The organism is Draconibacterium sediminis (genome assembly GCF_000949475.1).
Classification (GTDB): domain Bacteria; phylum Bacteroidota; class Bacteroidia; order Bacteroidales; family Prolixibacteraceae; genus Draconibacterium; species Draconibacterium sediminis.
The window spans coordinates 35,115-56,018 of sequence record NZ_JRHC01000004.1 but is presented as its reverse complement, the minus strand read 5'-3'; the positions used below and the strand labels follow the sequence as shown (position 1 = coordinate 56,018).

Annotated in this window: 16 protein-coding genes and 1 riboswitch; of the genes, 9 read left to right on the top strand and 7 right to left on the bottom strand. The window is 42.5% G+C overall.

Annotation, left to right across the window (positions count from 1 at the left end; all coding sequences use genetic code 11):
• The first annotated feature begins 3 nt into the window (after positions 1 to 3).
• From LH29_RS14710 to LH29_RS14695, 4 genes are all read left to right on the top strand, one after another.
• A complete protein-coding gene (locus tag LH29_RS14710) occupies positions 4 to 1,719 on the top strand; it encodes a RagB/SusD family nutrient uptake outer membrane protein (protein ID WP_045031202.1) in 1,716 nt (571 codons plus the stop codon).
• A 27-nt stretch (positions 1,720 to 1,746) separates the two neighbouring features.
• Positions 1,747 to 2,541 carry a hypothetical protein gene (locus LH29_RS14705; protein WP_045031201.1) on the top strand — a complete coding sequence of 265 codons (795 nt, stop codon included), beginning with the start codon at positions 1,747 to 1,749 and terminating at the stop codon, positions 2,539 to 2,541.
• 199 nt (positions 2,542 to 2,740) lie between these two features.
• The gene (locus LH29_RS23900; protein WP_052670989.1) at positions 2,741 to 4,072 is read left to right on the top strand and encodes a family 16 glycosylhydrolase; all 1,332 of its coding nucleotides are present in this window, start codon (positions 2,741 to 2,743) and stop codon (positions 4,070 to 4,072) included.
• A 17-nt stretch (positions 4,073 to 4,089) separates the two neighbouring features.
• A complete protein-coding gene (locus tag LH29_RS14695; protein WP_052670988.1) occupies positions 4,090 to 6,333 on the top strand; it encodes a glycoside hydrolase family 3 N-terminal domain-containing protein in 2,244 nt (747 codons plus the stop codon).
• Positions 6,334 to 6,431: 98 nt separating this feature from the next.
• Here the strand turns inward: LH29_RS14695 and LH29_RS14690 are convergent, their stop codons facing one another.
• The gene (locus LH29_RS14690) at positions 6,432 to 6,992 is read right to left on the bottom strand and encodes a Tll0287-like domain-containing protein (protein ID WP_052670987.1); all 561 of its coding nucleotides are present in this window, start codon (positions 6,990 to 6,992) and stop codon (positions 6,432 to 6,434) included.
• 124 nt (positions 6,993 to 7,116) lie between these two features.
• Positions 7,117 to 7,227: riboswitch (SAM riboswitch) on the top strand.
• A 205-nt stretch (positions 7,228 to 7,432) separates the two neighbouring features.
• Here LH29_RS14690 and LH29_RS14685 point away from each other — a divergent pair.
• The 5 genes from LH29_RS14685 (at position 7,433) to metF (ending at position 14,594) form a co-directional block, all read left to right on the top strand.
• Positions 7,433 to 8,596 carry a homocysteine biosynthesis protein gene (locus LH29_RS14685; RefSeq protein ID WP_045031199.1) on the top strand — a complete coding sequence of 388 codons (1,164 nt, stop codon included), beginning with the start codon at positions 7,433 to 7,435 and terminating at the stop codon, positions 8,594 to 8,596.
• A complete protein-coding gene (locus LH29_RS14680) occupies positions 8,589 to 8,999 on the top strand; it encodes an NIL domain-containing protein (protein ID WP_045031196.1) in 411 nt (136 codons plus the stop codon). The genes LH29_RS14685 and LH29_RS14680 overlap by 8 nt, the downstream gene beginning before the upstream one ends.
• Before the next feature lie 36 nt (positions 9,000 to 9,035).
• Positions 9,036 to 9,788 carry a UPF0280 family protein gene (locus LH29_RS14675; RefSeq protein WP_045031195.1) on the top strand — a complete coding sequence of 251 codons (753 nt, stop codon included), beginning with the start codon at positions 9,036 to 9,038 and terminating at the stop codon, positions 9,786 to 9,788.
• Between the two features lie 69 nt (positions 9,789 to 9,857).
• Positions 9,858 to 13,529 (top strand): methionine synthase, encoded by a 3,672-nt coding sequence (gene metH, locus LH29_RS14670; protein ID WP_045031192.1) that lies wholly within the window; start codon positions 9,858 to 9,860, stop codon positions 13,527 to 13,529.
• Between the two features lie 111 nt (positions 13,530 to 13,640).
• Positions 13,641 to 14,594 carry a methylenetetrahydrofolate reductase [NAD(P)H] gene (gene metF / locus LH29_RS14665; RefSeq protein WP_045031191.1) on the top strand — a complete coding sequence of 318 codons (954 nt, stop codon included), beginning with the start codon at positions 13,641 to 13,643 and terminating at the stop codon, positions 14,592 to 14,594.
• Positions 14,595 to 14,808: 214 nt separating this feature from the next.
• On the opposite strand, the gene LH29_RS23895 is transcribed toward metF, so the two are convergent.
• The 6 genes from LH29_RS23895 to LH29_RS14635 form a co-directional block, all read right to left on the bottom strand.
• On the bottom strand, positions 14,809 to 15,852 hold the full coding sequence (locus LH29_RS23895) for a DUF4837 family protein (protein WP_198152464.1): 1,044 nt from the start codon (positions 15,850 to 15,852) through the stop codon (positions 14,809 to 14,811).
• A 152-nt stretch (positions 15,853 to 16,004) separates the two neighbouring features.
• The gene (tatA, locus tag LH29_RS14655; RefSeq protein ID WP_045031189.1) at positions 16,005 to 16,205 is read right to left on the bottom strand and encodes a twin-arginine translocase TatA/TatE family subunit; all 201 of its coding nucleotides are present in this window, start codon (positions 16,203 to 16,205) and stop codon (positions 16,005 to 16,007) included.
• A gap of 46 nt (positions 16,206 to 16,251) precedes the next feature.
• The gene (gene rseP, locus LH29_RS14650; protein ID WP_045031187.1) at positions 16,252 to 17,592 is read right to left on the bottom strand and encodes an RIP metalloprotease RseP; all 1,341 of its coding nucleotides are present in this window, start codon (positions 17,590 to 17,592) and stop codon (positions 16,252 to 16,254) included.
• A 10-nt stretch (positions 17,593 to 17,602) separates the two neighbouring features.
• Positions 17,603 to 18,763: a 1-deoxy-D-xylulose-5-phosphate reductoisomerase gene (locus LH29_RS14645; protein WP_198152463.1), complete on the bottom strand. Its 1,161-nt coding sequence runs from the start codon at positions 18,761 to 18,763 to the stop codon at positions 17,603 to 17,605.
• Position 18,764: 1 nt separating this feature from the next.
• The gene (locus LH29_RS14640) at positions 18,765 to 19,613 is read right to left on the bottom strand and encodes a M23 family metallopeptidase (protein WP_052670985.1); all 849 of its coding nucleotides are present in this window, start codon (positions 19,611 to 19,613) and stop codon (positions 18,765 to 18,767) included.
• A 108-nt stretch (positions 19,614 to 19,721) separates the two neighbouring features.
• Positions 19,722 to 20,726: an SRPBCC family protein gene (locus LH29_RS14635; RefSeq protein WP_045031183.1), complete on the bottom strand. Its 1,005-nt coding sequence runs from the start codon at positions 20,724 to 20,726 to the stop codon at positions 19,722 to 19,724.
• Between the last annotated feature and the right edge of the window lie 178 nt (positions 20,727 to 20,904).

Genomic DNA, 20,904 nt, shown 5'->3' with positions numbered 1-20,904 from the left:
ATGATGAAAAAACTATTATATATAACATTCATTGCAGGCCTTGTTCTTGCAACGAGTTGTAGTCAGGATTATCTGGATACCGATAATCTTTACGGAAAAAGTTTAGAAACCTTTTACAGCACTCCTCAGGATATAAAGGAGGCAATGGCAGGGGTCTATAATGCAATCTATACACCTAATGTTCACAGTAACGAATCGGTGGCTGCATGTTTGATGTCTGATTTAATGCTTGGCGGCGGTGGTGCTGATGATAAATCTGCAAAATGGGTTGATAATTTTGAAGACCCTGCAGAAGATACTTACAGAGATATGTGGGTACAATGCTACAATGGTATTTCCAGAGCAACTGCAATTATTGAAAAAACCGCAGAAGCTGACTTCTCGACATATTTCAGCAGTCCCGAAGAAGCTCAGAATTACAAAGATCAGGCAATTGGAGAAGCACTGTTTATGCGTGCGTTCTACTATTTCAGATTGGCGAAATTTTTTGGTGGTGTACCTTTAATCGTTACATTCGATGCACCCAGAGATATTGCCAGATCCACTTATACAGAGACTTTTGCGCAAATTGCATCAGATCTTAAGCTCGCTATCGAAACCATGCCATCGGTTGCCTTTCAAAATATCCCGGAATCTGATTACGGACATGCAAACAAATGGGTAGCACAAGCCTACATGGCAAGAGTATATTTGTTTTACACTGGTTATATGACCAATATTGAGGGGCAAGCCACAAGCGAACTTCCTTTGGTTGAAGGAGGATCTGTTTCTGCCTCAGCTGTTGCTGGTTATTTAGAAGATTGTATCGATAATAGCGGTTACGGGCTGGTTGATGATTTCAGAAATCTTTGGCCTTACTCGTACGTAAACATTGCTGCTAATGATACAACCGTATTACCATGGGCACATGAAAACGAACTTTCGTGGGTAGGCCAGGATGGCCACACACCTACTTTTGGTCGTGGAAATAATGAATCCATGTTCGTACAAAGGTTCTCTTTTGGAGACTGGGGATGGTCAAACGGAAATATTTATACCAACAGACTCGCCTTGTTTACAGGTCTTAGAGATAACTCTTTGGTGCCTTTTGGTCAAGGCTGGGGATGGTGTACTGTAAATCCCAGATTATTTAACCAATGGGATGATAATGATCCAAGAAAATTAGGTTCAATCCTTCAGGTTGGCCAGGCCGACCAGGGAACCGGCGACTATGTGGGAGATAAAGGTGATCATGAAACAGGATTTTTTAACAAAAAATATACTGCCATTCAATATTGGGATACTGATGATCAGGCAAATGTGGGTATGTTCGTTCAGTTGTACAACTGGGGAAATACTGATATGCAGTTGATGCACGCACAAGACTTTATTTTCATGCGTTTTGCCGATGTACTACTCATGCACTCTGAAATTACAGGTACTGCCGATGGGATGAACGCCGTAAGGGCCAGAGCAGGATTGGATCCGATTGCTTATTCTTTAGATGCACTAAAAGAAGAAAGAATGCACGAACTGGCTTTTGAAGCTTTACGCTGGTTCGACCTGGTGCGCTGGGGAGACGTAAATACTGCATTTAATGAAACAATAAATGTTCGAAATTCAGGTAGTGACGCGACTTACTCAGTTAACTACAGACCGGAAACCAAAGGATTGGTTCCAATTCCGGAAACGGAAATGAGGTTAGCAAATGGAGTTTATGAACAAAACCCTGGATGGTAACAGGCTTTAATTTTAATAGCAAGAGATATGAAAAGAAATAATATAATACAAGGTATTTTTGTTGCATTGCTGGCACTGTTAATTGTGTCGTGCGATGCCATTGTTGACGAACAATTCCTTGAAAACAGTACAACTGTTGAAGGCGTTGAGTTAGTTGCTACTCAAAACTCAGCGAATGGAAATACGATCGAGTTAAGTATGAACACACCGGGCGTTACCGGTTACTGGGATTACAACTTAGGTGTAGCGCTAACCAATAAAGTTGAAATTGTTTATCCTATTCCGGGAACTTCAACTTTTACTTTCATTGGAACTTTAGGAGCTGAGTTTTTCGAGAAAACAATTGATGTAACAGTTGATGTTTTAGACACACCACTCGATCAGGACTGGTATGATTTGGTAAGCGAAAGCACTTCAGAAGGTAAAACCTGGGTATTTGACGGAGGACCTACACCCGACGGAAGATTTTGGTGGTTTATGTCTGATCCGGGTAACCCATGGGGAGTTTGGTGGAACGCAGCCGGTGATTGCTGCCCTCCTGCCGATGCTGCCGGTAGAATGAGTTTTGACTTGGATGGAGCTGCCAATTTTACCTATTACAGTGGCCCTGATGCTGACCCTGCAACTGGTAGTTTTGTATTGGATGTAGCCAATCAAACATTAACGATTGACGGAGGAGTAAATATTTTGGGTTCGATGGAAGGCGGTGGCAATGCCGGTGTATTTAACATAGTAGAACTAACCGAAGATAAGATGGTACTTCATGTACCAGATGCAGCCTGGGCAACCGGCTGGACTTGGGTATTTGTTCCTGCAGAATAATAGCAAACAGTAATTCAAAATATTGGCTATTGAGCCAATTCAGTTTGATAGTTTAGTTAGAAAATGGGGAGAGTTTCTCTCCCCATTTTTATCAGCTTTCAACAATTGCACAGTCGTAACTTTTCGGCTTATATGATAATTCTATGTGCCTTTAATCAAGAACATCGTGCATTCGTCACGTCAAATTTTCAAAATCCTTATGCGTAAAACATTTAACAAACAAAAACGAAACTGGCCCTATTTACTGGCACTTCTTATTCTTATTGCTCCTTTAGAGGGGTGTAGCGAAGAAGGAACAGAAGCAGGTTTCACTGCCGATTTTTCGTATTCATTTATTGATGACAACAACGTTCGGTTTACCAACGAATCGGAAGGAGACTACCTGAGAATGAACTGGAATTTTGGTAATGGCCGCACGGAATCAACAACGACAAAATCTCAGTCGTACGATGTTTATTATCCTGAAGCCGGAGATTACAATGTAAACCTTCTGGTAATTGGTCTTGATAGCGAGCAAAAGGCAGCCTCAAAATCAATAAATATTACCAGCACCGATTTTGCTATTAGTTTTACCGCCGAAGCAGATGCAACCAATCCGAACAATATCAATCTGAAAAACACTTCGGTTGGCGATTTCGACTCTTTTCAATGGAAATTCAGAGATAAAACCATTGAAAACGAAACGAATGCCGTGGCCTATTTTCCCTATGCAGGAACGTACACTATTGAGTTAATTATTACCAAAAACGGAGATACTTTTTCTTCATCTGAGATTATCACCATTGCCGCAAACGATTCAGAATACTTCTCGAAACTGGAGCTGGTTTGGGAAGATAATTTTGATGGCAACGCTGTAAATACCGACAACTGGACCTTTGAAACCGGCTCGGGTGGCTGGGGAAACAACGAGCTGCAAAATTATACCGCCGGAGACAATGCTGTGGTTAAGGATGGCATTCTTACCATAACGGCAAAAAAACTAAACGAAGCTAAAGTTGCCGGATCGTATACTTCGTCACGTATGATCACCAGTGGTAAAAAAGAATTTACCTACGGCCGAATGGAAATCCGTGCTAAACTGCCGTCGGGAACAGGAATCTGGCCGGCAATCTGGATGCTGGGCGCCAACATTGGTACGGCAGGGTGGCCTGCCTGTGGCGAGATCGATATTATGGAATACGTGGGTTACCAACCCAACAAGGTTCATGCAACCGTGCACACTTCGGCGGGATATGGCGGAAACGGCGACGGCAGTAGCAAAACTTTTGAAACTGCTGAAGAAGAATTTCATGTTTACGGCCTGTTCTGGACCGAAAAAGAACTGGTATTTTATACCGATTCTCCCGAAAATATTACACACCGTTATGCGCCCTCAAGCAAAAACAACGACAACTGGCCGTTCAACAAACCACATTTTTTTATCCTGAATGTGGCAGTTGGTGGTAACTGGGGAGGAGCCCAGGGAATTGATAATGCCATTTTCCCTCAATCGATGGAAGTGGATTACGTTCGTGTATATCAGGAAATGTAGAACAAATACTAACTATAATGAAGATTAGAGCTTTAATATTAATTATTGGAACCTGGCTGGTAACAGGTTGTACAGCAACATTCACCGAGAACCCTGATCCGGTAGAACAAAAAATTAACAGTCTGCTGAGCGAGATGACGCTGGATGAAAAGATAGGCCAGATGCAACAGGTTAACGACGGTTTTTTTGGCGATGAAGAAGCCACAAAACAAGCCATCAGAGATGGCAAAGTTGGATCGTTTCTAAATACGACAGGAGCCGATCGGGTTGCAGAGTATCAACGTATAGCTTTGGAAGAAAGTAAACACGGAATTCCTTTGCTTTTTGGGCGCGATGTAATTCACGGCTATCGCACGATTTTCCCTATTCCGCTGGGAATGGCCTCCTCGTGGGAGCCTGAACTGGCTGAAAAAGCTATGCGTATTTCGGCAATCGAAGCCTCATCGATGGGAATTAACTGGACATTTGCACCGATGATGGATGTTACCTGGGATCCGCGCTGGGGACGAATTGCAGAAAGTTGTGGAGAAGACCCGCTGCTAACATCAGAGTTTGCAGCTGCCATGGTAAAAGGATTTCAGGGCGACCTGGGCGATCCTACTGCAGTGGCTGCCTGTGCCAAACACTTTGTTGGTTACGGAATGTCCGAAGCCGGCCGCGATTACAATACCACTTATATTCCTGAAATGCTGCTTAGAAACGTTCACCTTCGTCCGTTTAAAGCGGCAGTTGATGCGGGAGCATTAACTTTTATGTCGGCATTTAACGACTTAAACGGAGTGCCTACTTCCGGAAATGAATTCACGCTAAAACAAATTTTGCGCAACGAGTGGAACTACAAAGGAATGGTGGTTAGCGACTGGGGATCGATTGAAGAAATGATTAACCATGGTTTTGCTGCCGATAAAAAACAAGCCGCCGAAATTGCCGCCAAAGCCGGTGTTGATATGGAAATGGCAACAACCTGTTACACTGATAATTTAAAGACATTGATTGAAGAGGGCGCGATTACAGAAGATATGATCGACACTTATGTGGGCAATATTTTGCGTGTAAAGTTTAAGCTGGGATTGTTTGACAAACCTTACGACAATCACGTATCAACCGATACCATTTTAGCACCTAGCCATTTGGCGGTATCGCGCGAAGCAGCACGAAAAAGTATGGTTTTGCTGAAAAACGACAATAACACCTTACCAATATCAAAAAATATACATTCGCTGGCTGTAATTGGTCCACTTGCCGATGCCGCACGCGATCAGCTGGGAACCTGGATTTTCGACGGGCAAGGCGAAGACTCAACAACACCAAAACAAGCTTTTGGCGAGATCCTTGGCTCAAAGATGAACTATGTTTCCGGGTTGGAATACAGCCGCGATAAATCGACAAAAGGATTTGCCGAAGCTATTGCTGCCGCTAAACGTTCTGATGCCATTTTATTCTTTGCCGGCGAAGAGTCTATCCTTTCGGGCGAAGCAAATGCACGTGGTATTATTGATCTTCCGGGAGTTCAATCGGAACTGATTACCGAATTGAGAAAAACAGGCAAACCGCTTATTTTGGTGGTAATGGCCGGAAGACCGCTGGGAATTGGGGCCGAAATGGAAATGGCTGACGCCGTACTTTATGCCTGGCATCCGGGAACAATGGCCGGGCCTGCAGTGGCCGACCTGATCTTTGGCGACTATTCACCTTCAGGGAAATTACCTGTAACTTTTGTAAAAGGTGCCGGTCAAATTCCGTTTTATTACTACCGCAAAAACACCGGTCGCCCGGCTACCGAAGATGATGTTACTTACATCGATGATATTCCGAGAAATTCGAAACAACTTTCGCTTGGATTTAAATCCATGCACATCGATTACGGTATTACACCTCTCCTGCCCTTTGGATATGGTTTGAGTTACACCGAGTTTAAATACGAAAATCTTAAGCTGTCGTCGAACGAAATGACAACAGACGGATCAATTACCATTTCGGCCGATATTAAAAACATTGGCAACTTCGAAACGGAAGAGATTGTACAGCTGTATGTGCACGACAAGGTGGGCAGTATTACCCGCCCCATTAAAGAACTAAAAGGTTTTGAAAAGATTAACTTAAAACCGGGCGACGTTAAAAACGTAAGCTTCGAGCTTAAAGCTGAAGATTTGCAATTTTTTAACGGCGATGATTTTGTAATCGAACCAGGTGATTTTGAAGTTTGGATCGGACCGAATTCTGACGAAGGGTTAAAGGGAGCATTTAAGTTAAAGGAGTAACTAACTATTAACAACAAAGGGTGAAAGCCATCCTTTGCTAACTAACACTGCTAGCAGGCATTTCCATTTGCGAAATGCCTGTTTTCTTTTCCGATAGTTTACAAATCCCTTTTAAACTTTACTTTCCAAAGACCGCGGAACTCGTTCAAGGTATAACCCGTTGCCAAATCATTTGGGTACAATTCATTCAGCTTTGTTTTGGTTGCTTCATTGATATCTGTATCAGGGTTTCCATGACATTTTAAACAGGCCGGCATCTCTGTTCTTATCGGCTTGTAATAAACCAAATCACTGCCATTTTGCAATACCGTGTCGGCCAGTTGTTCGTTGGCAAAAAGTTCCCACATTTGTTTTTCCTGCTCAGTATTAAGCGCATTTTGTGGATTACGGTTTTTGGCCGAAACTCTCGAAATATCACAATCAAATACACGGTTTAAACTATCTACAATTGAGCTTGCTTCAAGGTTACAGAATTCAACTGCGTATTCCGGCCCGCCGGTTTGAATGGCTTTCCCCACATTCGTCAAAAGCACCGCTTGTACATTGGCAGTAATTTCTTGTCCGCTGTTTTGATACTTTTTATAGGTTTCCATATCCAGTTTCGGAGAACAGGCGAAGCAAAAAAATAGCAGCAGAATTGGTAAGATTTTATTTGTCATAGCTCACATTTCTTAAATAAATGGTTCAAAATATCTTTAATTCATAAACTGCAAGTTCTGCTTTATTTGTTAAATCACAAAATCAACTATCTTTGCGGCATCAAATATTCTTTCAAAGGGTGTTTGCTTATACAGAAGAGTGGAGAGATCGGGCTCTGTGAAACTCTGGCAACCATGTTCGGCAACCGGCGGACAAAAAGGTGCCAATACCTGGCCGGAAACGGAATTATAATTAAAACACAATCGATGAAGAAACTGCACTACAAATTATTTTTTACAAGCTATCTGCACGGGGCAAATATGTGTATGCGTCAGCGGTTTTAACCGCATAAAATTAGCAGCGTAAAGAATATCAATACAAACTTTTAAATGAAAACAGTTGCCGGTTTCAAAGATTCATGCTTCGGTATCCTGGCTTCCAACTTCCGACTTTTTAAAATATGTCGACAACAAAAACTTACGAAGAAATTAACCAAAAACTGAAGGCCGGAAAAGCAGTTGTTTTAACCGCCGAAGAAGTTGCACAAATGGCGAAAGAGTTAACGCCGGAGGAAATAGTTGAGAAAGTTGATGTAGTAACCACTGCAACCTTTGGCGCCATGTGTTCATCGGGGGCAATTATAAATTTCGGTCACGCGAATCCGCCAATCCGAATGGAAAAAATCCGACTGAATGGCGTTCCATGCTACGAAGGTCTGGCTGCGGTTGATTCATACATTGGCGCCACTGCCTGTAACCCTGACAATCCGGAGTACGGGGGTGCACACGTTATTCAGGATCTGCTGGAAGGAAAAGATGTGGTTTTGGAGGCCTGGGCAAAAGGCACCGATTGTTATCCGCGAAAGCATATAAAAACCAAAATCAACATTAACACGATCAATGAATTTACGTTGTTCAATCCGCGGAATGCTTATCAGAACTACAATGTGGCGGTAAATACCACTTCCACCATAAAATATACCTACATGGGCAGTTTGCTTCCGAATTTGCGCAATGCCACCTACTCCACTTCAGGTGAATTGAGCCCCCTGCTGAACGATCCGGAGTTTAAGACCATAGGGCTGGGAACACGCATATTTTTAGGAGGTACACAAGGATTTGTGGTTTGGCCGGGAACACAATTTCACACCACAAAACCGAAAAACGAGCTGGGAGTTCCGGTTACCAATGGCGCTACCATTGCAGTAATGGGCAACCTGAAAGAAATGTCGCCCGAGTATATTCAGGCTGCATCATACGAAAAATACGGTGTTAGCATGTTTGTGGGAATTGGAATTCCTATCCCGGTGTTGAATGTTGATATTGCCAAACGCGTATCGATTAACAACAGCCAGATTGAAACTTCGGTACTTGATTACGGCACGGTTGGAACGCCCAAACTTGGGCAGGTTACCTACGAGGAATTGCAGTCGGGAACCATAAAAGTGAAAGGTAAAAAGATAAGAACCGCGCCGGTTGCCAGCTTAAAAAAAGCGCGCAAAATTGCTGATGAACTGAAGAAATGGTTACAAAACGGAGAGTTCGAAGTAAGCAAACCCGTACACATGTTCGCGTCAAATACATCGTTAAACGGATTAAAAGAAACGGAGGTTGACAATGATTAAAAAAAGATACATACTGAATTTCCCTCCGCAAAGCGGCGACAAAGCGTTTACTTACCACCTGGTGAAGGAATACGATATCCGGATAAATATATTGAAAGCAGAGGTATACCCCGGGAAACGCGGCAGTCTGTTGCTTGAGTTGCAAGGCAAAAAAGAAAACATTGAAAAAGGCGTTGAGTACATTAAAAGCCATAAAATCACCTGCGAATCGCTCGACAAACGTATTCGCTGGAAAGAAGAAAAATGTATCGACTGCGGAAACTGTACCGCCGTATGTTTTGCCGGTGCATTGAACATGGACAAGCAGTCGTGGGAACTGGAATTCGACAAAAGCAAATGTGTAGTTTGCGAACTTTGTATTCCGGCTTGCCCGCTAAACTTGTTCGAAATTGATTTTAGATAGAAAGATGCATTTTCGCAAAATCACGATTTTTAAACGATGAATATTTTTGAAGAACGTACATACCGCAGCCAGTTTAACACCGAACGTTTTACAGGTTTTGAAGTAAAACACCTGGAAACCGATCTTTGGATCGGTGTCGATCCGGCCTCTTACCAAGACCAGATGCAGGAAGTGGCTTTGGAAAAAGCGAAATCGCTGCGTCAAACTTTCGATGACTATATCGAAAAAGAACCGTTTTTCAGGAAAAGCCTGAAACCTTTTCAGCCGTCAGACTTTGCTCCTGAAGAAGCAAAAGAAATGGCGCTGGCTGCCGAAAAAGCGGGAATTGGCCCGATGTCGGCAGTGGCAGGTTTGTTTGCCCGCGAAATTGGAGAAGAAATTTGTAAAAACTTTTCGGTGAAGGAACTGTTAGTTGAAAACGGCGGCGACATCTTTTTGCTTTTACAGGATGAATTGATTTTATCTGTTTTTGCAGGCGAATCCATTCTATCCGAGCGTATCGGGCTGGTAATTCCAGCAGGGAGTAGTACCTTTGGTATTTGTACTTCGGCTGGAACAGTTGGTCCCTCGCTAAGTTATGGAAAAGCGGATGCCGTTGTGGTGGTTTGTGAAGATATTCTAATGGCAGATGCGCTGGCAACGGCCCTGGGAAATAAGGTTAAAACACCTGACCACGTTGAGAAAGTGATTAAACAGGCAGAAAATTTTAACGAGATACAATCGTTGCTCATTATTTGCGAAGACAAGATCGGAATTAAAGGAGACAACGAAATTCGAATATTGAAGTAGAAACACAAAGCCACAAAGGCACTAAGAATTCTTTTATACTTAGGGTTTTTGTGTTAAGAGTTAGGATAGATGACAACAAAAAGAGACATACGGGAAGAACTCAAAAAGAGAGTATTGGTATTGGATGGAGCAATGGGATCTCTGATTCAGGAATATAAATTGGACGAGGCCGATTACAGGGGCGAATTGTTGATAGATCACCCCAGTGATATGAAAGGGAACAACGACATGCTGTCGCTGACTCGCCCTGATGTTATTTCGGAAATCCATGAGGCTTATCTGGAAGCAGGTGCCGATATAATCTGCACCAACACATTTAATGCAACCAGCATTTCGCAGGCCGATTACTATACTGAAGAGTATGTCTATAAAATGAATAAGGCTTCGGCTGAGATTGCCAAAGAACTGACCGATAAATTCACCAAGGCCAATCCGGATAAACCACGTTACGTTGCAGGATCAGTAGGTCCTACAAACAAAACACTATCACTTTCGCCCGATGTAAATGATCCCGGATACCGCGCCATCTCATTCGACGAGTTGAAACAAGCGTATCGCGAACAGGTGGAAGCGTTGCTCGATGGCGGCGCTGACCTCTTACTGATCGAAACAATTTTTGATACACTGAACAGCAAAGCAGCCATTTTTGCCATTGAAGAAGTTCTTGACGAAAGAGGTATAAATATTCCTCTAATGGTTTCGGGAACCATTACCGATGCCAGTGGCCGTACACTTTCCGGTCAAACACTGGAGGCTTTCCTGAACTCGGTTTCGCACGTCGATTTGTTAAGTATCGGATTGAACTGCTCGTTGGGAGCTACCGATCTTCAGCCGTACATTAAAGAACTGGCCGGGAAAGCACCATTTCATATTAGTGCACACCCAAACGCAGGATTACCAAACCAGTTTGGCGAGTACGACGAAACTCCGGAAATTATGGCCGGCCACATCAAACAGTATCTCGATAATAACTATGTAAATATTATTGGTGGTTGCTGCGGTACAACGCCTGCTCACATTAAGGCATTTGCCGATATGGCTGCCAAAGCAAATCCGCACAATCGTGCCGAAGCTACCACTTACACAAAGCTGAGTGGACTGGAGCCGGTAACCATCACCGAAAACACCAACTTCCTGAATATTGGAGAACGTTGTAACGTTGCCGGATCGCGTAAATTTGCGCGACTGATCAGTGAAGAAAAATACGAGGAAGCGCTTACCATTGCGCGTCACCAGGTTGAAAATGGCGCCCAGGTTATCGACGTAAACATGGACGATGCCATGTTGGACGCTGAAAAGGAAATGACTACTTTCCTAAACCTGATTATGGCAGAACCCGATATTGCCAGGTTACCGATCATGATCGACTCGTCGAAGTGGCATGTGATTGAAGCAGGGTTAAAATGTTTGCAGGGGAAAGCCATTGTAAACTCCATCAGCTTAAAAGAGGGCGAAGAAGTTTTTATCGAGCAGGCACAAAAAATTAAACGTTACGGTGCTGCTGTTATCGTTATGGCATTCGACGAAAAAGGCCAGGCCGACAACACTGAACGCCGCAAAGAAATATGCAGCCGTGCTTATAAAATTCTTACCGAAAAAGTTGGACTGCCTGCCCAGGATATAATTTTCGATCCGAACGTGCTGACAATCGGTACCGGAATTGAAGAGCATAACAATTACGCCGTTTCATTCATCGAATCGGTGAAATGGATAAAAGAAAATCTGCCGCTGGCAAAAGTAAGTGCCGGTGTAAGTAATGTTTCGTTTGCTTTCCGCGGAAACAATGTGGTGCGCGAAGCCATGCACTCGGTGTTCCTGTTTCACGCGATAAAGGCCGGTCTCGACATGGGAATTGTAAACCCGGGAATGTTGCAGATTTACGATGAAATTCCAAAAGATTTTCTGGAAAGGATTGAAGACCTCGTATTAAATCGCAGGCCGGATGATGCAACGGAAAGATTGCTTGAATTTGCCGAAAGCCTGAAGTCGACTTCGAAAAAAGAAGAAAGAAAAGACGAATGGCGTGAACTGCCGCTTGAGAAACGAATTGCTCACTCGCTGGTAAAAGGATTGCCCGAATTTGTTGACGAAGATATGGCCGAAGCCGTTCAGAAATATTCGCCTGCATTGGACATTATCGAAGGTCCGTTAATGGATGGAATGAACATCGTTGGTGAGTTATTTGGCTCAGGAAAGATGTTCCTGCCACAGGTGATCAAATCCGCAAGGGTGATGAAAAAAGCTGTGGCTTATTTGCTGCCGTTTATTGAAGCGGATAAAGCGAAATTCAAAAACAGCACGTCGCAGAAAAAGGTGCTGATGGCCACCGTAAAAGGCGATGTTCACGACATTGGTAAAAATATAGTTGGTGTGGTACTGGCCTGTAATAACTACGAAATCATCGATTTGGGCGTTATGGTTCCAACCGAGAAAATCCTTGAGGAAGCCATTAAAAACGAAGTGGATGTAATCGGGCTGAGCGGATTAATCACTCCATCGCTGGAAATTATGGTGGAGATTGCCAAAGAAATGGAACGCCGCAAAATGAATATCCCGGTGATGATCGGCGGTGCAACCACGTCAAAAATTCATACGGCCGTTAAAATTGCACCTGAATATTCGGCACCGGTTGTTCACGTAAAAGATGCATCACTGGCCGTTAATGTGGTTTCCCACCTGATTTCCAAGAACGAAAAATTCCATCAGAATCTGGATTCTGAGTACGCTCAGATTCGCGAATTCCAGGGAAAACGAAAAACAAAAGAATACTTAAGCCTTGAAAAAGCACGCGAGAATAAATTCCCGATCGATTGGAACAATACTCCAATTTACAAACCGAATTTTACCGGGGTAAAACACTTGATCGATTTCCCGCTGGAAGAACTGCGGAATTACATCGATTGGACATTCTTTTTTATCACCTGGGGATTAAAGGGACATTACCCGCAAATTCTGGCCGATGAAAAACAGGGCGAAGAGGCTAAGAAACTTTTCAAAGAAGGAAATGAATTCCTGGATGAAATTATAGAGAAAAAGATGCTTCAGGCAAATGCTGCTTTTGGAATCTGGCCGGCACAATCGGATGGCGACGACGTCGTTCTATACGAAGATGAAACGTGCGAGAAAGAGATCGGACGTTTCTATCATCTTCGTCAGCAGGAGAAGAAAAAAGAAGGCGTAGCGAACTTCTGTTTGGCCGATTTTGTTGCGTCAAAAGAATCGGGGAAAGTGGATTATTGCGGGGGTTTTGCCACTACAGCAGGTATTGGTATCGAGAAATGGACCAAACAATTCCGCGAAGAGCACAACGATTATAAAGCCATCATGGTAGAAGCCCTGGCCGACCGCCTGAGTGAAGCTTTTGCAGAACTGCTTCACCTCGAAATTCGCAAGAATTACTGGGGTTATGCACCTGACGAAAAACTGTCGCTCGACGAAATCCTGAAAATAAAATACCAGGGAATTCGTCCGGCTTTGGGTTACCCGGCTTGTCCGGAACACGCTGAAAAAGAGAATCTGTTTCAACTGTTAGATGCTGAGAAGATTGGCATTTCGCTTACCGAGCATTTTGCAATGTATCCGAATGCATCGGTTTCTGGACAGTACTTCGTGCATCCTGAATCGCGCTATTTCAGTCTCGAAAAAGTGGGAAAAGACCAGGTTGAGGATTATGCAAAACGTAAAAATGTATCGGTAGAATTTGTTGAGAAGTTCTTGCCAACAAACCTGAATTATAAATAACAGCGTCCGATTCATTTTAAAAAACTGTCATTTATTTTTCAATTTGAAGTTTATTCAGACGATCAGGTACGAAATTGTTAAATTTGCATCAGCAAAACAGACTAAAATCGCATGAAAGTTATAGACACCATAAATCAGGCAAAGAAAACCGTTTTTTCTTTTGAACTGTTGCCGCCATTAAAGGGCAACGATGTTTCGCGCCTGCATAAAACGATTGAAAGCTTAACCGAGTTCGATCCGAAATACATTAACATTACTACCCACCGCGACGAGATTGAATTTAAAGAACTCGCCGATGGAAGCATTGTGAAACAAACAGTACGCAAACGCCCGGGAACAGTTGCTATTGCTGCCGATATTCAGCACAAATACGGCATTCCCGTAGTTCCGCATATTTTATGTGGCGGTTTCACCAAAAGCGAAACTGAGCATGTACTTATCGATCTTAACTTTTTGGGAATTAATAACGTTTTGGCACTACGCGGCGACGGACTTAAGAACCAGCATGTGTTTCAACCCACCGAGAATGGCCACTCAAATGCCAACGAATTGGTTAAACAAATTAAAGATCTGGGAGAAGGGAAGTACCTGGATGCGGACCTGAAAAACAATAAACCACTTGATTTTTGTATTGGTGTTGCCGGTTATCCGGAGAAGCATTTTGAAGCGCCAAACATGGAGCAAGACATGGCTTACCTGAAACAAAAGGTAGACGAAGGAGCCGATTACATTGTAACCCAAATGTTTTTCGACAACCAGGTTTATTACGATTTTGTGGACAGATGCCGTGCAATGGGAATTACTGTTCCGATTATTCCGGGTATTAAGCCTATCAACCTGAAAAATCAGTTGACGGTGCTTCCAAAAATCTTTAGCATCGACTTGCCTCAGGAGTTGTCAAAAGAGTTGACAAAGTGCAAAAACAACGATGACGCACGCCGTGTAGGAACAGAGTGGGCCATTTTCCAATCGAAGGATTTGGTTGCGCATAATGTACCATCGTTACACATTTATACCTATGGTATTTCTGATAATGTTAGTGAAATTGTAAAAGCTGCTTTCTAAGCAAAACGCATATAAAATCATATAAAAAAAGCAGGCTGGAAATTGATTTTTCCAGCCTGCTTTTTTAAAAAGTATTGCTCAATTACAGTCTTTCTAAAACGTCCTCCGGCTTCCTTCGTCAGTGGTTAAGTAAGAATTCCCCTTTGAAGGGAAAAGAAGGGGATGATAGCTATTAATTCCCTGAATAATTATAATTTTTATTCTGAATTTCCACTTATCCTTCCACCTGAATTTCAATATCCTGCTGATTTAGTTTATCATTATCAGCCTGGTTATTTAATTTTAACGAATAGATCATTGCTTCCACCTGGCGTAACAGGTTGCGTTTATCTTTACCCGGGGCGTATACAAAACCAAAAGCGTTTAATACACGTTGATTCGATGCGTCTAACTCCGAGAGAGCCACGTAAGGACCACCCATAAAATCATTCTCAACACGCCATAAACCGCGCATTTCGGATGCATAATTTCCATTGTGCTTAATTACATTATTGATCTGGTCGATGCGTTTTTCCGTCGACATATAGCTCCCGTCGGTTGGGCCCGGAACGTATCTTTTTAGTAAGCTGTCGCGAATTGGCAACTGGTAATCAACCGTAAAAGCACTGTCGGAAACGTAAGGATACGAATAAATCACAATTCCCTGTGTAATTTCAGGCGAATCGAATTGTACCCACAAAAAATCCTTTTTCTTTTCCATGATACGGAAGCCCGGTGGTACTTTCATGGTAACAGCAAACTCGCTATTCAAGGTATTAAATACAGCGCGCTCGTAGGTGTCGTTATAATTCATTGTTATGCGCTCTTTCTCGGCCTGCACAAAATAGGATAGAATTCTGTCCTTGTTTTCGTTGAAGATCTTTTCAAACTCGTCGGCATTTTTTGCACGAATTTGTATGGTTGCCTGCGGATAAGCCCACACATCGTCTGTGAATTTTATTCCACTCTCATCAACATTTGTAGAAATAGTAGTTTGTACAACGTTTCGAGTTGATCTGAAAATATCTTTAAAAGCTTCGTGCGGAACGTTAATCAAATCGAAAAGTGGCTCTTCCTGAGGCAATCCTGCATGTGGTTGAGCCAGTGTTTCGCGAAGAACTTCTCCGGGATTACCATTCCATGAATCTTTTGACATTACTACAACCATTTCACCGGCTTTCCCGGTAATATTTTTGTACATAACAGTTGAATCGGAATCGCAGCCCGCAAAAATTGCGGCAACGAGTACCAGAAAAACAAGGTGGCTAATACGTTTCATATAATCAGTTTTTTGGATTTCTAACATAAATAACAAAAACCTTACCAGACTGTTAGGCCACAACATGGTGTAAGAAAAGTCTATCGGATGAAATACAAAAAATCCCGTATCTGTATCACAGAACGGGATTTTAATATCTATTTCGATATTAATTACTTGTCGATTTTTTCGCTTTCCGGTTTTGTATCCTCAGCATCGTCCTCTTTTGTGGCTTGTTTAAATTCCTTCATTCCTTTTCCCAGCCCTTTCATCAACTCCGGAATTTTACGACCACCAAACAGAAGTAAAACAATAATTAAGATGATTATTATTTCCTGAGGTCCGATAAATCCTGCAACTACAAATAAATTCATATACTAATAAGTTAATTGGTTCAACAACAAAAATAGTTTTTTTTCATTAAAATGTACCGTTAATCATTTTAATTATATCGTTGGCATTAGCATAAAGTACCAAAGCCAAAAGTAATACCATTCCGGCAATTTGTGCATACTCAAGGAATTTTTCTCCGGGTTTTCGTCCGGTAATCATTTCGCCAAACAAGAACATTACGTGTCCACCATCCAATGCAGGAATTGGCAAGAGGTTCATAATGGCCAAAATAATAGAAATAAACGCGGTCATATCCCAGAAATGTGCCCAGTCCCAGGAAGATGAAAAGATGTTACCGATGGTTGCAAATCCACCCAGCGACTCGTATGCTTTTGTTTCTTTTTTGAAAAACAACTTAAACTGCTTCAAATAATTACCGGTAGTTTGAACACCACGATCGATACCTGCAGGAATTGATTCAAGAAAACCATATTTTATGGTTTTGAACTCGAACATATCTTCAGGATTATTAAAGGCAGCATTAAAGCCCATTTTCCCGTCTTCGTTCACTGTCAGCGTTTTAGTCATTTCCTGACCATCGCGGATAATATCAATGGCAATTTCCTCTCCTTTCTTTGATTCCAGGTAATTAGTAAACTGATCGTAATACTCAAACGATCGTCCATCAACATTTCCCAAAATATCGCCAATCTGGAGACCGGCCTGTTGTGCGGGTAAATCTTTTGCCAAACGTCCGATTTGGATATCGTAAGGAAAACGCTCTTCCCAAATACCTTTACTCTTTAGCAATAGCGCCAGATCCTCTCCTGTGATCTCCACATCTACTTTCTGTCCGTTGCGCTCTACCTGAACGGTTTTTGCTCCATCTAAAACAATGGTTGGTACAATTTTGCTGAATTGCTCGATGTATTCATTGTCAACGGTAAGAATTTTATCGCCGGTTCTAAAACCAATCTGCTCGCCGGTTTCGTTAACAACAATGCCGTATTTTACATTCTCGGTTGGCAGGTATTGTTGACCCCATGCATAAAGTACACCAATGTAGATTACGATTGCAAACAGGAAATTCATTAACACACCACCCACCATAATCAGCAAACGCTGCCAGGCCGGTTTTGCCCTAAATTCATAGGGTTGTGGTGGTAGTTTCATCGCTTCTTTGTCCATCGACTCATCGATCATCCCCGAAATTTTCACATAACCACCAAGGGGTAACCACCCAATTCCGTATTCGGTTTCGCCTTTCTTTATTTTAAAAAGCGAGAACCACGGATTAAAAAAGAGGTAAAATTTTTCTACCCGGGTTTTAAATAAACGGGCAAACATAAAGTGGCCGGCCTCGTGCAAAACCACTAATATTGACAGACTTAAGAGTAATTGTGCTGTTTTAATTAATATCGACTCCATTAAATTCCTTCTAAATTTTGTTTTCTGTTAACAACTGTGCCACTGTTCTTGTTTCGTTGTTGGTCTCAATTAAATCATTGAGTGTTGGCTGATTAACAAAATCAACCTTGTTCATGGCTTGTTCTATTATTTCTGGCATTTGTAAAAAGCTGATTTTCCGTTTCAAAAATGCCTCAACAACTATTTCGTTTGCAGCATTCAAAATACAGGGCATATTTCCGCCTTTTTCCATTGCCGCAAAAGCGAGTGCAAGGTTACGAAAAATTTCTGTATTTGGCTGCTCAAAATGTAAAGTGGGGTAATCTAAAAAGTTGAACCGCGGGAAGTTATTTTTAATCCGGTTCGGAAATCCCATGGAATATTGTATGGGTAACTTCATGTCTGGCAGTCCCATTTGTGCTTTCATCGAACCATCTTCAAACTGAACGATGGAATGAATGATAGACTCGGGATGAACAATAACATCGATTTTTGAAGCCGGCAAACCAAAAAGCCAGTGTGCCTCAATTACCTCGAAACCTTTGTTCATCAGCGTGGCCGAATCGATAGTGATTTTTGCGCCCATATCCCAGTTGGGGTGTGCCAGGGCATCATCAACCGTAACATGTTGTAATTCAGCGAGTGTTTTACCACGAAACGGCCCCCCGGAACAAGTGAGGTAAATTTTCTCAATCGGATTCATAAACTCGCCAACCAAACACTGGAAGATGGCTGAATGCTCGGAATCAACCGGCAGCAGGTCAACCTGTTTTTCGCGGGCAGCTTTTGTTATGATCTCGCCGGCAACAACCAGCGTTTCTTTATTTGCCAGCGCTATTGGTTTCCCGGCCTTAACGGCATTATAGGTTGGAAGCAATCCCGAATAACCCACCATGGCCGTTAGTACCATATCAATGGTATCCATTTCCGCCACCTGGTTTAGTGCTTCTTCTCCGGCATAAACTTTTATATCTTCATCCTCAAGAGCATCAGAAACCAGCCTGTAGTTGTCCTTGTTGGCAATAACCACCACATTGGGCTGAAATTTTTTTGCCTGCTGAATGAGCAGCTCCACGCTGTTATTCGCTGTTAAAACCTCAACTTCAAACAATTCAGGATTTTGCTCGATCACCTCAAGCGCCTGGGTTCCTATGGATCCGGTAGATCCAAGAATTGCTATTTTCTTCTTCATCTTAAAAGTCAATGTACTGTTCCGGATCAAGTGCGGTTCCATCGTGCCACAACTCAAAATGCAGGTGCGGCCCACTTGATAATTCTCCTGTATTTCCGATAATGGCAACGGCTTCCCCGGCTTTGACTGTCTGTCCGGTTTTCTTCAATAATTCGGCATTGTGTTTATACACCGAAACCAAATTGGCTTCGTGCTGAATGTAGGCTACATAACCCGTTTCGAGTGTCCAGCCGGCAAAGATCACCGTTCCGTCTAACACCGACGAAATACGGGCATTGGGCTCACTCACCAAATCAACACCAAAATGATCGGGTGTATTTTTAAAATGTTGCGATACAACACCTTTTACCGGCACAAAAAAGTGTACCTGGCTGAGTTGTGTAACATCGGTATTATTGTTTCGAATGGATAGACTCAACTGTTCGGCCAGCAATTTATCCTGAAAAACAGAATCGTGATTGTACTGCTTAAATTCTACCTCGTCTGTCTCAATATCGGCTGCGGTCATTTGATCATCCTCCGGTACTTCGCCCGACATTATGGCCTGAATACCCTTAAAAAACTGATCGCGTTTTGCCAATTCCTGTTCCAGTGAATCAACAACCAAAGCATTACGCACCAACATTTGCCGGTACTCAGCTTTTGGGTAACCCGGAATATATTCGCGTAAGCCGGTAGTTGCAATCAGCAAAATTACGAGTATTACCAAAACTGCCGATGTTAAACTGGTTACTGTAAACACTTTCAGCCGCGAAAGCTTCATGCTCCACACCGACTGAAACGTGGTATCGTTGTAAATAATTAACCGGTATTGATTTTTTAGTTTATCAAAAAACTTCTTCTCTTCCACTCCCCAAAAAATTTTTAAGGCTACAAATTTAGTAAGAATTGAGACATAGCCCTGCCGTTTAGGTATTTTTAACCAATTGATTTAGAACTAAAAGAAATTAGGTTGTGTCTATTGTTCAACAGGATAGCAAATTCGGGTGATCCATTTTGCCGGATCGGGTTCCTGCTGCGGATCTGTAAGGTATATTTCCAGGGGTGCACTGGCCAGGTTAAAACCGTGTGCTTCTAACCACTTTTGCACCGCTTCATGTCCTTCCTGCAAATTGCTGTAATCGCCATAAAAATCGAGGCAGGCACAGGTTGTTGCGGGGAAAACAGCCACTTTCACAAGCTTGTTTCCTTCAACGTCGGCGTCAATCGGGATGCCACATTCAAGGTCAATATTTTCTTCATCCATCAGGTGGTACAGGGCAAAAGGCATTCCGGCCATTTCAATTTCCTTTTGCGCCAGAAACCTGCTTATTTCGCTGTACATCTCACTCATATCGCGGCTAACTTCAATAAAAGGTACGGTTGCACGAATGCCGGCATATTTCATTTCCGGTACTTCGTCAAGCAGGATTACTTGTTCGTTCTCCTTCTCAATCACCTGGCAAAGTGCTTTTAATTTAACCAGTCCATTGTCAAAATCGGTTGCCATACTTTTATTCATCAGCAGCCCGATCCAACGCGCAAAAGGGTTATTACCAACATCATAAGTTAATGTCCAGTTTATTGTGGTTCCTTCGTTTTTATCTACTAACGAAAAACTGCTTAAAGCTTCTCCCCGCTCCATAAAATCGAGCGAAACGGTTACTTTGCTTAAGGGGATCGCCTCAATAATTTCAATGGTTGCACCACTGCCTTCTTTGTTTTCATTTCTCAGAATATAACCTCCACCAACACCTACTCCGTGGTTTATGTATTCTACACTCATATTTTCGCCCATTCGTTTCCATGGCGACCAATTATCCCACTGGTGCAAATCAATTAGTTGTGCATACACGGTTTTTGCAGGGGCCTGAATATCGGCACTCCGCTCAACTACTACTGTTTTGGGTAAAAAATACGCAACGGCAACAAACAACGCTCCCCACAACAAAACCCACATAATAATTCTGGCAAATCGGCTCATAACAAGTTTTTAATTTCAATATAGTGCAATTCATGTAATTCAAACAGCATTTCAAATACAAATGTCAAAACCGGACCAAAATTTACAGGAAAGTTAAAACTACTGCTTCGGATTACTGAATTGCATTAATCTGTGTGGTCTTTCTGTTAAAGAGATTTAAATCACGTTAACAAGTATT

Excerpts from the sequence above, each read along its gene's own strand:
- LH29_RS14710 (WP_045031202.1), top strand. The coding sequence starts at position 4 with ATGAAAAAACTATTATATATAACATTCATTGCAGGCCTTGTTCTTGCA.
- LH29_RS14705 (WP_045031201.1), top strand. The coding sequence starts at position 1,747 with ATGAAAAGAAATAATATAATACAAGGTATTTTTGTTGCATTGCTGGCA.
- LH29_RS23900 (WP_052670989.1), top strand. The coding sequence starts at position 2,741 with ATGCGTAAAACATTTAACAAACAAAAACGAAACTGGCCCTATTTACTG.
- LH29_RS14695 (WP_052670988.1), top strand. The coding sequence starts at position 4,090 with ATGAAGATTAGAGCTTTAATATTAATTATTGGAACCTGGCTGGTAACA.
- LH29_RS14690 (WP_052670987.1), bottom strand. The coding sequence starts at position 6,992 with ATGACAAATAAAATCTTACCAATTCTGCTGCTATTTTTTTGCTTCGCC.
- LH29_RS14685 (WP_045031199.1), top strand. The coding sequence starts at position 7,433 with ATGTCGACAACAAAAACTTACGAAGAAATTAACCAAAAACTGAAGGCC.
- LH29_RS14680 (WP_045031196.1), top strand. The coding sequence starts at position 8,589 with ATGATTAAAAAAAGATACATACTGAATTTCCCTCCGCAAAGCGGCGAC.
- LH29_RS14675 (WP_045031195.1), top strand. The coding sequence starts at position 9,036 with ATGAATATTTTTGAAGAACGTACATACCGCAGCCAGTTTAACACCGAA.
- metH (WP_045031192.1), top strand. The coding sequence starts at position 9,858 with ATGACAACAAAAAGAGACATACGGGAAGAACTCAAAAAGAGAGTATTG.
- metF (WP_045031191.1), top strand. The coding sequence starts at position 13,641 with ATGAAAGTTATAGACACCATAAATCAGGCAAAGAAAACCGTTTTTTCT.
- LH29_RS23895 (WP_198152464.1), bottom strand. The coding sequence starts at position 15,852 with ATGAAACGTATTAGCCACCTTGTTTTTCTGGTACTCGTTGCCGCAATT.
- tatA (WP_045031189.1), bottom strand. The coding sequence starts at position 16,205 with ATGAATTTATTTGTAGTTGCAGGATTTATCGGACCTCAGGAAATAATA.
- rseP (WP_045031187.1), bottom strand. The coding sequence starts at position 17,592 with ATGGAGTCGATATTAATTAAAACAGCACAATTACTCTTAAGTCTGTCA.
- LH29_RS14645 (WP_198152463.1), bottom strand. The coding sequence starts at position 18,763 with ATGAAGAAGAAAATAGCAATTCTTGGATCTACCGGATCCATAGGAACC.
- LH29_RS14635 (WP_045031183.1), bottom strand. The coding sequence starts at position 20,726 with ATGAGCCGATTTGCCAGAATTATTATGTGGGTTTTGTTGTGGGGAGCG.